The organism is Vibrio sp. Isolate22 (assembly GCF_022398115.1).
In the GTDB taxonomy this organism is placed as follows: domain Bacteria; phylum Pseudomonadota; class Gammaproteobacteria; order Enterobacterales; family Vibrionaceae; genus Vibrio.
Genome location: NZ_JAKEUW010000033.1, coordinates 40,431 through 57,253 on the forward strand (window position 1 = coordinate 40,431; position 16,823 = coordinate 57,253).

A 16,823-nucleotide genomic window follows, 5' to 3' on the forward strand; every position below is an offset into this window, starting at 1 on the left:
AATATAAGACACGAACAGACACATATAAAATCTGGATGATTCACTTGTCCAACTTTCTCATTTGCCCCAAAACATGAGATCTCTGTAGCAGACTGGCTCTTAATTTGTTTATTTTTTAACCAAATGATTAAGGATTTACATTTTAATGGATTACTTTTCCGTGAGTTAGATTAAACTGTCTCGATGTTTATGGTTTGCCGATTTATCTCAAACCAAAGGAATTAACACTAATAAAGGTTTACGGTCGTTATGCGCAAAATACTACTTACTACCGCTATGCTGTTGGCTTCGAGCCAAGCGCTAGCTGTCGAAGAACAACCACAAGTAATGAGCAACTTCAGCTACGATTACTTCGAAGCACGTATTGGTGCTAGTCCTGTTACATTTGGTGGCGCGTTCAGTAAGTCAATCCACCCGAATGCTCACGCAATTGCGCGCATTGATTCAGAATTTGAAAGTGATTTCGACTCTGCTGTTGGTCTTGGTTTCCACGCTCCAATTAACAACTGGGCAGACCTAACAGGTGAAATGCTAGCGCGCATCGTTCAGCCTGAACACACAAGCTCTACTGACATTGGTATGGAAGTTAACATTGGTGTTCGCCAATGGCTTGGTCCACAACTAGAAGTTGGTGGTAAAGGTGGTTACGTTTCTATCGATGACAACGATGATTGGATCGGTTCTGTTTACGCACGTTTCCACTCTACAGAGCTATTCTCTATCGGCGCTGAAGCTCGTATCAACGACTTCTACGGTGATCAGCTAATGTTCACAGCTCGCTTCAAGTACTAATACTTAGCTGACGAGTTCGAACCTTTGGGTTCCAAGAGAATACTTAGCCTCTTTCGTTGAGGCAGAAACAAAAAAACCGAGGATTTATTCCTCGGTTTTTATTTATAAACTGTAACTTCAAGCATATAAGGACGACTTCTTTAGTGGCAGCTCTTTAGTAATTGCTGCTTGCGTGGTTCTTGTAATAGTTTCCAGTGGATACCATCAATCGCACCCGCAAATTTCCAAAGTAGTTTTAGGTCAACATCGTTTCCGTACGCTTTGCGAACCTTATTAAATACTTCTGGTGCGCCTAACTGCATAAACATAGAAACATCGTCGACACCCGCCTTTTTCACCATGCGCTCTAACGTAAGCTGCATGTTAGGAAGATCTCTTAATCTACGGCTAGCAGATGACTTCTTGAAGCTGCGCTGCTGAATTGAATTATCGATAGAAGTACGAATAATGCTATCCAATTCAGGATGTTCGCATGTGAACAGATCAGTAATATCGTAGTAGTTTACGGTTGCTGTTGTCTGCTTTTTCACATGGCGATACTTTTCACAATCAAGATCTGCCAGTTTTTTATCTAATGACTTGCCACCTCTAATGAATAAACAACCTTCACTCAATAAGGCAAACATAGCGTCATTTTGAAAGAGGCCAATACCTCCGAACATAGAACGTTTTTGATGCTCACCAAATTGATTCACGTAATTAATAAATGCTGTCTCGGTCATATCCGTTGATCCTTAATCAAATTACCCCGATTAGGTTGATCACCAGACAAGCAGCTTTTTATGCGAAAAATTTTGAATCTAATTTTTATTGTTGTTTAGGTGAATATTATAGTTGCGTTTTTCACCTTTAAATAAATGATACTTCGAAAAGAAAAATAAGTCTGGACTTAGTTCACATCAATCAATTGTGTATTCCGCTTTTTCATGATTAACATCACACAAAGCTATCATTCCGTGATTGAATTTTGACGTTTGATGATACACCGGTTCAATATTTAAAAGCTCGTGTGAACCGATCAGTATTGCCTCGCAGCATTGTGGCTTGTAAAATGGTAGGACATACATGTTTTTACTTTTTATATGAATCATTTATCGTTTTTCTGGCTACCACAAAACAAGGCACTTCTTCTTAAGGGCCTAGAATCAGAATTTGCCCAACTTGTTGGACATTCCATTTCAGCGGGAAAAATAACCCTTCCTCCTATCCCTAACGTTGTACTTAAAATCCAAAAACTTTGTACCCTTGAATCGACTGGGATAGCCGAAGTTGCCGAGTGCTTACTTGAAGACCCAGGCCTTACAGCCATCGTCATTCGAGTTGCAAACTCGGTTGTTTTCAACAGACGCAACATTACCTGTGTCGACATTATGACGGCCGTTTCACGCCTGGGCATGTTGCGTGTTCGTGACATCGTGACAGCGCAAGCGATCGAGCAACTCAAACATTCAGTTGATTTAAGTAAAGAGTGTAACCAGCTATTGATTCAAAGCGCTTCTGTATCAAAAGAGTTAGGCGCAACCATGGTACTTGTGACCAATGGCTTTAAAGAGATCGCTCCTGCTGAATATCGCTACCTTGAACATGAGAAGTCTTTGCTGGTTGGATTGTTAGCCGATATTGGGCTGTTCTGCCTAGTAAGCGAATACCACCTGTACCTTGATAACGGTAATTACCTCGACCACGATATCGCGCTGCAGATTTTCCAAGGCCAATGTTCAGCCACCAGCAAGCTAGTACTCAAGCGTTGGGGCTTCGACAGCGACTTCATTGACGTGTGTAGCAACACCATCAACAAACAAGAAGAACGTGAAGTTTCTTACTTAGATATCGCACGCATTGCTAACCACCTACTGATGTTCAGAAACAAGGATGAGAACATCGATGATCACGAAGTTGAGCTCAACGTGACAGGTGCAGAAGTGCTTTATAATCTAAGCAACTTGAGTAAACATGATTTTAATGCAAAGCTAAACGACGTGATCAACGCCAGTGGCTTCTAAGTCATAGAAAAAGTTGAAGTAATTGCAATAGAGGAAAGCATGTTTACAGGGATGATCTTCATATTTGCTCCACTTGTTGTGGGGTATCTATTTTCAATTTCAAACACCCAAACGCTAGAATTCATTAACCGCTCTACATCGCGTTTGATCTATGTAATTCTAGCGCTGATGGGATTAAGCCTTGCCGCGCTTGATAATCTTGGTAGCAACCTACAGACAATCCTTCTTTACACAGTCACTTTCTTTGTCTGCTTGAGTGTTTGTAACCTGATGGCATTGCCCGCAATAGACAAAGTACTGCCACTCAAAACAGACAGCAGTCAAAAGAAGCTGCCTCTTTCTTCGATGGCAATGGAGTCCGCCAAACTCATTTTGGTAGTCGGCTCAGGCCTTATCGCAGGACTCGTTCTGCCTATTGGCCTTCATTGGGTCGATACAGCAAGTGAATGGATTCTATTCGTTCTTCTATTCTTCATTGGCATCCAGCTGCGAAACAGCGGGCTGACCTTAAGACAAATCTTGCTCAACAAGCATGGCATGGTCATCGCTGTCACGATAATTATCACCTCTATGTTAGGTGGTGTTATCGCTGCTTACTTGCTGGATATTCCTCTGTTTAAAGCGCTAGCCATGTCTTCTGGTTTTGGCTGGTACTCCTTGGCTGGAATCCTAATGGGTGATGCATTTGGTCCGGTCTACGGTGGAGCGTCATTCATGCTTGAGCTATTGAGAGAGCTTGTCGCGTTAGTCCTGATTCCAGTGCTTATTCGTAGCTATCCATGTACGTCTATTGGTTATGCAGGAGCTACCGCCATGGACTTCACTTTGCCGGTCATTCAAACAACAGGCGGCGTTCGCTGTGTACCTATCGCGATTGTTAGTGGATTTATATTGAGTCTACTCGTGCCCATTTTGATGCTGTTCTTTGTATCTCTTGCTAACTAGATCGCAGGAATAGCGATCGATTTAGATTAGAATGCATCTCGAATACTATCGCCCAAGACACCGATACAGTTACCCAAATAAAAAGACACTAAGTGTCATTGCTCAACAAAGAATGATCACGGTAACCTGTAACGACAAAGTAATAACAAGAATAAACTTACAAAAGGACCCGCTATGAAACGCCTTTGCGTCGCATTACTGCTAGCTTCAACTTCTACTTTCTCTTTTGCAGCAGATTCAATGTCTGAAACAAACCAGTGCCAAGCGAAAAAATACGATGCTTACATCGACGCTTCTCTAAATTGGTACGCCGATCTTGCTGAACTCACCTCAGAGCAATACCCAGAGCTAACAGAAGTAAGTGAATGGTTCCTTGAAGGCCGTAAGCACCACTTCGAGCTAAATCGTGCTGCGGTACACTACTACCTAGTGAATGACTCAAGCAAAGTAGCAACAGAACAACCGGTTGAAGGCTGGCTGCAACTTGAGCAGCATGACATCAAGACCCTATCACAGCGTGATGATGAGCTAGGCAAAGTCGCTAAAACGACGTTCGACGACCGTCAATCAAAGCCTCATGAACAAAATTACGAGCTGCGTTCGGCATTCGCAGAGCTGCTTAGCCACCCTAAACAAATCGACACTGCACTTCAGCGCTACAACAGCTCGATCGCTGAACTTGAAGCGATTAAATGTAAGTAACCCCTCATTTAATAAGCTTTTGCGAGAAGTTGGATTTCATAATTAAGACGGGACATTGTTCCCGTTTTCGTTTAGATTGTCCCGCTCGCGTCAATATTAAAAAAATAACTCGCTTGCTATGGTTACGGAACAAAAAACAGCAGATGTTAGCTTCGACAGTCTTCTACGTATCTTCACGGTACCTGAAGGCCCAGATTCAACACTCACTCAAATTGAAGACAAACTTTCACGAAACCTGAATCAATTCTTACGTGAACACATCGTGGCTGAAGAAAAGCCGCTGCGTGAAATTGAAAAAGATTTTTCAAACGCTCAGATCCCAGAGCAACCTGAGTTTGTTTCTGAACATACTGAGCATCTCCTCGATTCTCTTGTATCGCACTCGGTTCATACTTCATCGCCAAGCTTCATTGGTCACATGACGTCTGCCCTGCCTTACTTTTTGATGCCGCTTTCAAAAATCATGATTGCGCTCAATCAGAACCTAGTAAAGATCGAGACTTCCAAAGCTTTCACCCCCCTAGAGCGTCAAGTTCTGGGTATGCTACATCGCTTGATCTATCAAGACGATGACGCGTTCTATTCTCGTTGGATGCACAGTGCAAATCACTCATTAGGGGCGTTTTGTTCTGGTGGCACTATCGCGAACATTACTGCGCTTTGGGTCGCACGTAACAATGCACTAAAAGCACAGGGCTCGTTCAAAGGTGTCGAGAAAGAAGGTTTATTCAAAGCCATGAAACACTACGACTACGAAGGCCTAGCCATCTTAGTCTCTGAACGTGGTCACTACTCTTTGAAAAAAGCTGCTGACGTGCTGGGTATTGGTCAGGAAGGTCTTGTATCAGTTAAAACGGATAACGATAACCGTATTTGTACTGACGACCTACGACTGAAGATCGAGCAGCTCAAGCAGAACAAGATTAAGCCTTTCGCCGTTATCGGTGTCGCTGGTACAACTGAAACCGGTAATATCGATCCGCTAAGAGATATTGCAGAGGTATGTGCTGAGTCTGACTGCCACTTCCACGTGGATGCAGCTTGGGGCGGCGCGACTTTGATGTCCAACAATCATCGCCACCTACTTGATGGTATTGAACTAGCTGACTCTGTCACTATCGATGCTCACAAGCAGCTTTACATCCCTATGGGTGCAGGTATGGTTCTGTTTAAGAAACCAGACGCGATGACTGCGATTGAGCACCACGCTCAATATATCTTACGTAAGGGTTCTAAAGACTTAGGTAGCCATACGTTGGAAGGCTCTCGCTCAGGTATGGCGATGCTGGTTTATGCTGCAATGCACATCATAAGTCGTCCAGGCTATGAACTGCTGATCGATCAAAGCATCAACAAAGCACGTTACTTTGCCGACCTGATTAAAGAACAAGATGATTTCGAGTTAGTCTCTGAACCAGAGCTTTGTCTACTGACGTACCGCTACGTTCCTGAAGCAGTAAAAGCGGCCCTGCTTAAAGCCGATCCTGAACAGCGTGTGGAGTTGAACGAACTGCTGAATGAACTTACTAAGTTTATCCAGAAGAAGCAGCGTGAAACCGGTAAGTCATTTGTCTCTCGTACTCGCCTAAACCCTGAAGCGTGGACTCATCAGCCAATCATCGTTTTCCGCGTGGTATTGGCTAACCCGTTAACGGGCAATGAGATTCTTTCTTCTGTGCTTGAAGAGCAGCGTGAAATCTCTAAACTTGCTCCTAACTTGATGGGTAAAATCACCAAACTGGTTACGCAAATCAACGCATAGCCATTCAATTTTAGTTGCATCAAATTGAAAATTTATTTCTTTTTGATGTAACTTAGCTGTCAGTTCATACTCAAATCGCATTCTTTTTGCTCAAAGCCTCTTCCAATTCTGTAGTTTTCTAAAATTTTGTTGAGGCTTGTCATATTCCTAAGCATTCATCCCGTGTTTTTGTATTAGTGAATAGTATGTTAGGTTTATACTGACTCTATGGTGCTAGTTAGCTTGATATCTATTTGATACAGCAGTAATTACAACATCCAATAAAACCTTGGTATTGTGCTTACTGATATTTGTTTCAGCCATACCCCCTGGTAATAAGATATTAACTGGCAAGTTGTTCTCTATACCCTTGTGAACACTATGAATACATTAGAAAAAATACAAAAAAACCTGGAAAATTTCAGCAAGTCTGAGCGTAAGGTAGCCGAAGTAATTATGGCTTCCCCTCAAACTGCAATCCATTCTAGCATTGCTACCTTAGCTAAAATGGCTGACGTAAGTGAGCCTACAGTTAACCGCTTCTGTCGTCGTTTAGACACAAAGGGCTTCCCTGACTTTAAACTTCACCTTGCTCAAAGCTTGGCGAATGGTACACCTTATGTGAACCGTAATGTCGAAGAAGATGATGGCCCAGATGCTTACACGCACAAAATCTTCGAATCAACAATGGCATGCCTAGACGTTGCAAAAAACAGTCTAGATGCGATGCAAGTGAACCGCGCGGTTGACTTGCTGACTCAAGCAAAACGCATTTCATTCTTCGGACTCGGTGCTTCTTCTGCCGTAGCGAAAGATGCTCAAAACAAGTTTATTCGTTTTAATATTCCAATCACGTGTTTTGAAGACATCGTGATGCAACGAATGAGCTGCATTAACTGCAGTGATAACGACGTTATCGTGCTTATCTCTCACACAGGTCGTACGAAGAGCCAAGTTGAGATTGCCAACCTAGCTCGTGAAAACGGCGCAACGGTTATCGCTATCACAGCGAAAGACTCTCCACTTGATAAGGCAAGCTCGCTGTCTATCTCATTGGATGTGCCAGAAGACACTGACGTTTACATGCCAATGGCAAGCCGTGTCGTTCAGATGACTGTTATCGATGTATTAGCAACAGGCTTTACACTGCGTCGTGGCTCAGGTTTCAGAGAGAATCTTAAGCGTGTCAAAGAGTCACTTCGTGATTCACGCTACGAGAAATACTCTCAGTTCTAATCCCAAAGATATGAATTAAAAAACGGAGCCTAGTGCTCCGTTTTTATTTATCTGCATCTTCAATAGTGTCATAGCCATTAACCAATACTATTAAATAGTCCAGCTGTTCCCCTTCTCCACCACACTATTCTCTGAGGCATAAGAGTTGATGATCGTGAAACTCGACTCCACTATTTGAGAGTCATCATCGTTATGACTAAACGTAACTTCACTCTGAGCTTCACCACAATGACACTTCTCACAAACCTGCTGCAAGATATGTATCAAACGCTCTTGATTCAATGGCAATGGATTCCCTTTAATAGCAACCGACTTAAGTGCATCAGCCGATACCTCTTCGAATTGGGCTTCACAAACACCAAACTCTAATAGACTTGGTAGCTTGAGCGTATCGAGCACTTCTGATAACCAAGAAATTGCATCTTCTGCGGAGGCTTGCGCTTTACCCGTCACAATTTGAGCAATCCTTTGGTAGCGTTCTAAAATGTCACTTCGCTGCTGCTCTCTTGCAACCTCAATATTCTCTAGCATCACAAATGGCGCTAATCGAGCCGATATAACACTGTGCGGAGCTGAAATCTTTCCACCCAACGCAGAAGCTAATCCGTGTGCAGCACCTAGCTTGGCATTGGTAATAGCCATACCACCAAGCATGGAAGCAAACGCTAGATCTGAGCGTGCTTGAGGCTCATCATAAACGCATGCTTGTACCACGGAGCCACTCAGCTTACGTAACCCTTCTTCGCAGATCATATCCGTCAATGGGTTTGGATCTCCGCACACATAAGCCTCCATCAGGTGAGTGAACGCATCCATCGCGCCCCTGCCCGACAAATACAGATTGGTACCATGAGTCAGAGTCGGGTCGACAATCGCTACATCAGCCAGCATGTCTGGGCTTCGTAAGCTGATCTTCACTTGGTCTTGCCCTGATTTGAGTACCGCATTTTTAGTCACCTCTGCGCCGGTGCTCGCGGTTGTGGGAATAGCAATAAATGGCAGTGGTTGAGTTTTTAGAGGGACATTGCGCCCAACCACTTCAACGTAGTCATAGAGGTTACCTTGGTTAGGCAATACGGCAGCCAACGCTTTGCCCATGTCTATCGCACTGCCACCGCCCATAGCGACAACCATATCGGGCTTAAATCGTCGAGCGGATATTGCCGCCTCCTCGACCATTTTGATATTAGGCTCACCAGAAACCGCGATGTGTTGGTAGCGCATGCTTTGCGCATCTAGATAATCAGTGACTATTGAAGTGCGCTGGAGTGTATTCCCGGTCACTAATAACACGCTGTAACCATATTGGTTGAAGAGAGACAATGAAGCGGAGAGTGCTCCATCACCAAAGATGATCTTTGTAGATGTCATAAATTGAAACATGGTGCCTCCTGCGCCTATGACCAAACAAAACTGCGAACTCTTGGTTGTTGGAATGTTGCCTTTGTACCCTGTGCCTGTTTTAAAAAGGCCCATTAAGAAAACAACTCTTGTTGCCAACCCACACGTCTAAAGGCAACGCTTCGTGGGTTGTGTATGAGCGATCTAACCTTTATCGTTTAATTTTCGTCAATCAGTCATAAGATGCCTCGTTCTGAAGACAATTTTTTTGACGAAGTGCAACTTGTCACACTAAAGGTGCATTAAAGTCGCTTTCTTAGGGGTAATTCACACTCTGATAATAAGGGTACTTAGACTTGATACTGACCAAAAATTCGAGCGGATCGCTTTTGTGAACATTATTTGCTCTGATAGGCAAAACCTATTGTATTAAGAGGTAATTCCATCTTTATTTCCCTAAAGCATTAGGGCATAGTTGGATTCAAGAATTTTTGAGTCTTGTTCAATTAAGAATAGTTGACGTATTTTAGGTTAACGAGCCTCATCCCGTATTTAGGAGAAATGAAATGTTTGTAGTTATTTTTGGTCGCCCTGCTTGCCCATTCTGTGTTCGTGCAAAAGAGCATGCTGAAACTCTTAAAGCAAAACGCGATGACTTCAACTACCGCTATGTTGACATCCACGCTGAAGGCATCAGCAAAGCAGACCTAGAGAAGACAGTTGGTAAACCAGTTGAAACGGTTCCACAAATCTTCATCGACCAAGACCACATCGGCGGCTGCACAGAATTTGAAGCATACGCAAAAGAAAACCTAGGTCTTTTCGACTAATCTAGTGTTTGAATCTTGGGCTAAGCCCTTAATCAGCTGAACATTTTTAGTATCAGACTGTAAGATTTCTATTAAGCCCGCTTATTGAAGCGGGCTTTTTTTATAGCCAGTTTTCATACGATATAAGAATCTGGTCAAAATCAAGTAAAAAGGGAAAATATCACTTATAATTTATTTATATTTAGATACAATCCACATTTCAAACTTACCCTGTTTTTCACGCCTATTATTGAGCGACCACTGTGAATATCGACGTTGTTTTTTTGCTAGAACAAAACCCCATTCTCCTCATCTTTGTTGTTTTATCGATTGGTTTAGCCATTGGTAAAATTCGCTTTGGTAGCCTGCAACTTGGTAATTCAATCGGTGTTCTGATTACTTCCCTTGTAATGGGTCACCTTGGTTTCTCATTTAACGCAGACGCCCTAACTATCGGCTTTATGCTGTTCATCTACTGTGTCGGTATTGAAGCGGGGCCGAACTTCTTTGGTATCTTTTTCCGAGATGGCAAACACTACCTGATTTTAAGTTTAGTGGTGCTCTCTACCGCTATAGCGCTTACTTACTTCTGTAGCGAATACTTAGGCCTTGGTTTCGGACTTTCTGCCGGCATGATGGCTGGTGCACTGACTGCGACACCAATCTTGGTAGGTGCGCAGGACGCACTCAACTCAGGGCTTGCTGAAGTGCCAAGAAACATGGATTTAAGCCTTATTATCGAAAACCTATCGGTCGGTTACGCGATGGCTTATCTGGTTGGCCTTATCAGTATGATTATGTTTGCCCGTCTGATCCCAAAACTTCAGAAAGTGAACCTACATGACTCAGCTGAACAAATTGCTCAGGAACGTGGCTTAGGTGCATCAGGACAGCGCAAGGTTTACCTGCCAATTATTCGTGCTTATCGTGTGGGGCCAGAGCTTATCTCTTGGACAGATGGTAAGAACCTGCGTGAGCTGGGTATCTATCGCCAAACAGGCTGTTACATCGAACGTATTCGCCGTAATGGCATTCTTGCCCACCCAGATGGTGATGCCATTCTGCAAGAAGGCGACGAGATCGCATTGGTTGGTTTCCCGGATAGCCACGCGCGCCTGGACCCAAGCTTCCGTAACGGCAAAGAGGTGTTCGACCGTAACCTTCTCGACCTACGTATTGTGGAAGAAGAGATCGTCGTTAAAAGTGACAGCATCGCAGGTAAACGCCTTTCAGACCTAAATCTATCTGAATACGGCTGTTTCCTTAACCGCGTAGTACGTGCTCAAATTGAAATGCCGATGGACTTAAACATCGTGCTTTCTAAAGGTGATGTACTGCAGGTGAGTGGTGAAAAGAGTCGTGTTCACGGCCTAGCAGAGAAAATTGGTTTCATCTCGATCCACAGCCAAATGGCGGATCTAATGGCGTTCTGTAGCTTCTTCATCTTGGGCATTCTATTTGGTTTGATCACCATGACATTTGGCCAGGTTTCATTTGGCTTAGGTAACGCCGTTGGTCTACTGCTATCAGGCATCATGCTTGGCTTCTTACGAGCGAACCACCCTACTTTTGGTTATGTACCTCAAGGGGCACTGAACATGGTCAAAGACCTCGGTTTGATGTTCTTTATGGTGGGTATCGGTTTAAGCGCTGGTGGAAAAATATTCGAGCACCTGACCCAAGTTGGCCCTCAGGTCATTGGTATTGCTCTGATCGTCAGTGTGATCCCGGTATTCTTCGCTTACTTAGTGGGCGCTTACGTACTTAAGATGAACCGTGCGCTGCTGTTTGGTGCGATCATCGGTGCACGAACCTGTGCTCCCGCGATGGACATCGTGAATGATCACGCTCGCTCAACAATCCCAGCTTTGGGTTATGCGGGCACCTACGCGATAGCAAACATCTTGATGACCTTAGCCGGTACCTTCATCATCATTATCAGCTAGCCACACATCGCCAAGCGATTCATTTCTAATGCACTAATTCATGTTTGGGTTAGTGCATTTTTTATGGCTTATTGTAAGCCTTTCTGCCTGCTTCCCCACTCCTGCTCTAAACTCACTTTGTATCTCGAGCCTCTTCACTCGTATCTGCTCTTAAATCTTTTCGTATCTCGAATCTCGTCACTCGCAACTGCTCTTAATCTTTTCGCATCTCGAATCTCGTCACTCGCAACTGCTCTTATTCTTTTCGCATCCCGCCACTCGCATCCCGAATCCGCTCTTAATCTTTTCTTATCCCGTACCTGCTTTTGAGACAAAAAAATAGGCGCTCAATGAGCGCCTATTCGTTTAGATTCGATAATTTGAATAGATGTCAGCTACATCAAATTCAACAGCTGGGTTAACGTCAGCTTCGTAATCAACACCTTCAACACCGAAACCGAATAGCTTCAAGAACTCTTCTTTGTACTCAACGTAGTCAGTAAGTTCTTTTAGATTTTCAGTTGTGATTTGAGGCCATAGGTTGCGACAATGTTCTTGGATGTCGTCACGCAGTTCTAGGTCATCCAGACGTAGGCGATTTACATCATCAACTTCTGGAGCGCTGCCGTCTTCTTTGTATAGACGCTGGCTGAACATACGGAAGATCTGTTCCATACAACCTTCGTGAATACCTTCTTCACGCATCTTCTTGAACACCATAGCGATGTAAAGAGGCATAACAGGGATTGCAGAGCTCGCTTGAGTCACAACAGACTTAAGAACAGCAACGTTAGCAGTACCGCCAGTTTGGCCTAGTTTCTCGTTTAGCGCTGCCGCTGCACGATCTAGGTCCATCTTAGCTTTACCTAGCGCGCCATCCCAGTAGATTGGCCACGTTAGTTCAGTACCGATGTAGCTGTAAGCAACCGTCTTACAACCGTCAGCTAGAACACCAGCTTCAGAAAGAGCATTGATCCAAAGTTCCCAATCTTCACCGCCCATTACGGTAACAGTGTCTTTGATCTCTTCTTCAGTTGCAGGCTCGACGCTTGCTTCGATGATTGTGTCTTTGTTTGTATCAACCGCAGTTGACGTGTACGTTTCACCGATAGGCTTTAGAGATGAACGAATGACTTCGCCAGTCTCTGGCATTTTACGCACTGGAGACGCCAGTGAGTATACAACCATATCGATTTGGCCTAGATCTTCTTTGATCAGGTCAATAGTTTTCTGTTTAGCTTCGTTAGAGAAAGCATCGCCATTCAGGCTTTTTGAATATAGGCCTTCTTCTTTAGCAAACTTGTCGAACGCTGCTGAGTTGTAGAAACCAGCTGTGCCTGGCTTTTTCTCAGTACCGGCTTTCTCAAAGAAAACACCGATAGTTGAAGCGCCGCCACCAAATGCAGCCGCAATACGTGAAGACAAGCCGTAGCCACTTGAAGAGCCAACAACTAGTACACGTTTAGGTGCGTTTGCGATTGGGCCTTGAGCTTTTGTGTAAGCAATTTGTTCTTTTACATTAGCTTCACAACCGACTGGATGTGTTGTAGTACAGATGAATCCGCGAATTCGAGGTTTGATGATCATATTCAACTTCCTTAAAAAATCAGGTTAAGGATAAAAGTTTCGTACGCAAATGGCATCTAATTTCTGTAAAAATGTGGTGAAAATGCAAGTGGTTGGAGCACTCAGTGAATATTTGCTGACTAAGTCACCATTTGTTAACGCGTCTATTGCGACTTCTATGACAAAAACAAAAAAAGGCACCTTTTAAGGTGCCTTTTTTCATTTCTTAATCTAAGCAACGCTATTTAGCTTAGGTTTTAACTCTTTTCGCGTCAAAGTTTCACTGTAATCGTGACTGAAGTGGTCAACTTGAATTGCAGCGTAGCGTAGTTTGTCTGCCGCAACGATTTGGTCAACTTCGTCTTGAGTCAGTACATCAGCCGCAAGTGCTTGAGCAAGTTTGTCTTGCAGTAGACCTTTACGAGCAACCTTGCCCTCTTTAACCGCTTTGAAGATCTTACGCTCAAGTGGTTTGATGCTGTACATCGCATTAAACGCGTTTTCCATCAAGCCAACACTATCGTCCTCTTCCTGACCAATGTAGCAAAGGTGGGTCAGGCGTTCACGGTGTGCACCAGGAGTCATCAAGCTTTCAGCCAATTGAACGGTCAGATCATCACTTGGTTTTTCGAAGTGGTTACCTACAGGGAATATTAGCCCCTTAAGTACCTTACCAACGACCTTATTCGGGAAGTTGCGGTACGCTTCTTGTAGTGACTTCGCAGCGTGGTGGAAACAGTGTTGAACCGCGTAGTGTGCATAGTCTAGGTCTGCTTGTTGACGACCTTCGTCTTCATACTTCTTAAGCGCAGCTGAAGCCATGTATAGGTAACTTAGACCATCACCTAAACGTGCAGAGATAAGCTCTTTACGTTTCAGTTCACCACCTAGAGTTAGCATCGCGAAGTCTGCACTTACCGCTAATGCACGGCTCAGACGAGTCAAGTCTTGGTAGTAAGGCTTAGTTGGACCACTCATGTCCGCTTTAATGAACTTAGAGCCAGTCAGTGCTGCACCGAACGCACCAAACGTGTTTTTAGTTGCGTGACCAATATGCTTGAACAACAAGTCATCGAAGTCTTTCGCACCTTGCTTCTCATCTGGGTTAGCTGCCGCTTCCATCTCGCTTAATACGTATGGGTGACAACGTGTCGCACCTTGACCAAAAATCATCAGGTTACGAGTCAGGATGTTTGCCCCTTCTACTGTGATTGCAACTGGAATACCTAGGTAAGGTGCAGCCAAGTAGTTCATTGGACCATCTTGAATTGCACGACCAGAGTGAATATCCATTGAATCATTCAGAATAGTACGAGCCATCTCTGTCATGTGGTATTTCGCGATAGCCGTTACGATGCCCGGCTTCTCTTTCATATCAAGCGATGTCGTCGTCAGCGTTCGTGTCGCTTCTAGTAGATACGTTAAACCACCGATACGACCTAAGCTCTCTGCAACGCCCTCAAACTTACCAATCGACATACCAAACTGCTTACGAACGTATGCGTATGCACCTGTTGTTCTTGCCGTTAGATGGCCCATCGCCGTACCTAGTGCTGGTAATGAGATACCACGACCCGCAGATAGACATTCCACTAGCATACGCCAGCCTTTACCTGCGTAATCCGCGCCACCGATTAACCACTCCATTGGAATGAATACATCATGACCACGTGTTGGACCGTTCATGAAAGCAAGACCTAGTGGGTCATGACGCTCACCAATCACAACGCCTTCATGGTCTGCTGGAATAAGCGCACACGTGATGCCGATATCTTCTTTATCACCCAATAGTTTTTCTGGATCGTGCAGTTTGAATGCAAGACCAAGTACTGTTGCTACTGGTGCTAGCGTGATGTAACGCTTGTTCCAGTTAAGCTTGATACCCAGTGTCTCTTTACCTTCGTGCATTCCCATACATACGGTACCAACATCAGGAATACCGCCTGCATCAGAACCCGCTTCTGGGCCTGTTAGTGCGAAACATGGGATATCAGTACCATCAGCAAGACGTGGCAGCCAGTAATCTTTCTGTTCTTGTGTACCATAGTGAGATAGAAGCTCACCTGGACCCAGTGAGTTAGGAACCATTACAGAAACTGCGGCACTGATACTGCGAGTTGCGATCTTAGTAACAATCGTTGAGTTTGCGTGTGCCGAAAATTCGCGACCACCGTACTCTTTAGAAATGATCAACGAGAAGAAGCGTTCTTTTCGTAAGAAGTTCCAAACTTCCTTCGGAAGATCTCGATCTTCTTTCACAATCTGATGGTCATCAAGCATAGAAAGCAAGGTTTCTAGCTCATTGTCCATAAAAGACTGCTCTTCTGACGAAAGTTGAGGCTTTGGATATTGGTGCAGCTTAGTGAAATCTGGTTTACCAGAGAACAGCTCTCCGTCCCACCACACGCTACCCGCTTCCATCGCTTCTTTCTCAGTGCTAGATAGTGGTGGTAGTACTTTTTTAAAGAGTTTAAAAGCTGGGTCACTTACCCATTTTTGTCTTAGAGAGCTCATAGTTCAGATCCTTTTGTTCACTATATTGGTTGTGAATTTATTCGCTTTTTATTGTTTTATTCTTCTGCTGACATGCCAGCGGCCAAGTATGGAATTAAAATATCGACCACTGCTTTGGCATCCATTTTCTTTCCGTAATCATTCTCTGCAATTTCTACGAGAGCCTGACTCGAAGCCATGGTGAATACACAAGTCCCGAGGGTGAAGTGCAAACGCCAAAATAACTGTTCTTTAGTTAGGTCCGGGTTAGCTTTCATTACTGAGCTAGTAAACAAAGTCAGCACTTCGCTATAACGAGTCGTAATGAACCAACGCAAATGCCCTTGTACGTCCGTGTAGCCTCTGCCGATAAGTAACATGAATCGGCTGGTACCATTTGGCCTTACATCATTCAGTGCTCGTAGTGGCTGTCTTAAAGACTCAAACACGTCATTCATAGAATACGTTTCGTTCAAGTTTAAGTTCACTAGTGCATCTTGCAGTGCAGGCATAAATGCTTCCAAGTAGCGATTGAGTACTGCACGAACCAGAGTTTTCTTGTCACCAAAGTGGTAGTTCACCGAAGCTAGATTAACATTCGCTTTACCCGTAATAGTGCGTAAAGAGGTGTCATTAAAACCATGCTCAGCAAACAAGCCTTCAGCTACGTCTAAGATTTTGTCTTTGGTTGTACTTCTTGGTGCCATTTCAATCACTCGTATTAAACAACTGTTTGAAATATACGACGAGAACATTTATTTAACAAGCAAGCAACATCACACTTTCACAAATTGGTCGTACCAGTTAAAAAATATCGCCACTAACCGATTGAATCGCGGGAGATTTAAGAAAAAAGTAAAATTTAATGAATTTTCTGGGAACTGATTCAGAAATGGAGAGTCATAAATTACGTAGAAAACAGAGTATTTAGAAATTTAACAGGCCGTCAAACTTGTTTTTCTCCCTGCTTTCTTAATTACTGCATTTTCCTTATTAACTCCTATACTTGTATCCGCCCAAACCACGTTGGTTTGGGCTTTTTTTTGGTTCATCGCGGATTAGCGGGAACTAAAAACAAAAACGGTAGTAAGTGATATGGTTTAGTCGCCAAACAAAAATCATACACAAACTACCGTTTTCATGCCGAATCATACTTTCCTATCTTCATTCTGGGAAGGCTTTAAAATAGTAAAGTCTCACCAGACAGCATCACTTATTACACTGACTCTTAAACCTAACTCTGAGGCTAAATGCCTTTGCGGTCTTGAAG

13 protein-coding genes are annotated in these 16,823 nt (G+C 43.8%); 8 read left to right on the top strand and 5 right to left on the bottom strand.

Annotated elements, in window-relative coordinates:
- The first annotated feature begins 249 nt into the window (after positions 1 to 249).
- Positions 250 to 792: a hypothetical protein gene (locus tag L1D55_RS17510; RefSeq protein WP_004741569.1), complete on the top strand. Its 543-nt coding sequence runs from the start codon at positions 250 to 252 to the stop codon at positions 790 to 792.
- Between the two features lie 140 nt (positions 793 to 932).
- On the opposite strand, the gene L1D55_RS17515 is transcribed toward L1D55_RS17510, so the two are convergent.
- The gene (locus L1D55_RS17515) at positions 933 to 1,514 is read right to left on the bottom strand and encodes a TfoX/Sxy family DNA transformation protein (RefSeq protein ID WP_004741568.1); all 582 of its coding nucleotides are present in this window, start codon (positions 1,512 to 1,514) and stop codon (positions 933 to 935) included.
- Between the two features lie 360 nt (positions 1,515 to 1,874).
- Between L1D55_RS17515 and L1D55_RS17520 the strand changes: the two genes are divergently transcribed.
- From L1D55_RS17520 to L1D55_RS17540, 5 genes are all read left to right on the top strand, one after another.
- Positions 1,875 to 2,795 carry an HDOD domain-containing protein gene (locus tag L1D55_RS17520; protein ID WP_239918274.1) on the top strand — a complete coding sequence of 307 codons (921 nt, stop codon included), beginning with the start codon at positions 1,875 to 1,877 and terminating at the stop codon, positions 2,793 to 2,795.
- A 39-nt stretch (positions 2,796 to 2,834) separates the two neighbouring features.
- Positions 2,835 to 3,740, top strand: a complete 906-nt coding sequence (locus L1D55_RS17525; protein ID WP_008224392.1) for a lysine exporter LysO family protein — start codon at positions 2,835 to 2,837, stop codon at positions 3,738 to 3,740.
- A 174-nt stretch (positions 3,741 to 3,914) separates the two neighbouring features.
- The gene (locus L1D55_RS17530) at positions 3,915 to 4,442 is read left to right on the top strand and encodes a hypothetical protein (RefSeq protein ID WP_004741565.1); all 528 of its coding nucleotides are present in this window, start codon (positions 3,915 to 3,917) and stop codon (positions 4,440 to 4,442) included.
- A gap of 118 nt (positions 4,443 to 4,560) precedes the next feature.
- Entirely contained in the window at positions 4,561 to 6,204 is a 1,644-nt protein-coding gene (panP, locus tag L1D55_RS17535) for a pyridoxal-dependent aspartate 1-decarboxylase PanP (protein WP_239918275.1), read from the top strand.
- Positions 6,205 to 6,564: 360 nt separating this feature from the next.
- Positions 6,565 to 7,419 carry a MurR/RpiR family transcriptional regulator gene (locus L1D55_RS17540; RefSeq protein ID WP_004734686.1) on the top strand — a complete coding sequence of 285 codons (855 nt, stop codon included), beginning with the start codon at positions 6,565 to 6,567 and terminating at the stop codon, positions 7,417 to 7,419.
- A gap of 90 nt (positions 7,420 to 7,509) precedes the next feature.
- On the opposite strand, the gene L1D55_RS17545 is transcribed toward L1D55_RS17540, so the two are convergent.
- Complete coding sequence (locus L1D55_RS17545; RefSeq protein WP_239918276.1) at positions 7,510 to 8,802, bottom strand: iron-containing alcohol dehydrogenase; 1,293 nt, start codon at positions 8,800 to 8,802, stop codon at positions 7,510 to 7,512.
- Positions 8,803 to 9,326: 524 nt separating this feature from the next.
- On the opposite strand from L1D55_RS17545, the gene L1D55_RS17550 reads away from it, so the two are divergent.
- Both L1D55_RS17550 and L1D55_RS17555 read left to right on the top strand, forming a co-directional pair.
- Positions 9,327 to 9,590 carry a GrxA family glutaredoxin gene (locus L1D55_RS17550; RefSeq protein ID WP_004741562.1) on the top strand — a complete coding sequence of 88 codons (264 nt, stop codon included), beginning with the start codon at positions 9,327 to 9,329 and terminating at the stop codon, positions 9,588 to 9,590.
- Positions 9,591 to 9,832: 242 nt separating this feature from the next.
- A complete protein-coding gene (locus tag L1D55_RS17555) occupies positions 9,833 to 11,515 on the top strand; it encodes an aspartate:alanine antiporter (RefSeq protein ID WP_239918277.1) in 1,683 nt (560 codons plus the stop codon).
- Positions 11,516 to 11,860: 345 nt separating this feature from the next.
- Here L1D55_RS17555 and fabV read toward each other — a convergent pair whose 3' ends face one another.
- The 3 genes from fabV to L1D55_RS17570 all read right to left on the bottom strand — a co-directional run bounded on the left by fabV (position 11,861) and on the right by L1D55_RS17570 (position 16,260).
- On the bottom strand, positions 11,861 to 13,081 hold the full coding sequence (gene fabV / locus L1D55_RS17560) for an enoyl-ACP reductase FabV (RefSeq protein ID WP_239918278.1): 1,221 nt from the start codon (positions 13,079 to 13,081) through the stop codon (positions 11,861 to 11,863).
- Positions 13,082 to 13,291: 210 nt separating this feature from the next.
- Positions 13,292 to 15,574, bottom strand: coding sequence for an acyl-CoA dehydrogenase (locus L1D55_RS17565; RefSeq protein ID WP_239918279.1), 2,283 nt, complete (start codon positions 15,572 to 15,574; stop codon positions 13,292 to 13,294).
- Between the two features lie 56 nt (positions 15,575 to 15,630).
- Entirely contained in the window at positions 15,631 to 16,260 is a 630-nt protein-coding gene (locus L1D55_RS17570; protein ID WP_004741299.1) for a TetR/AcrR family transcriptional regulator, read from the bottom strand.
- Positions 16,261 to 16,823: the final 563 nt, after the last annotated feature.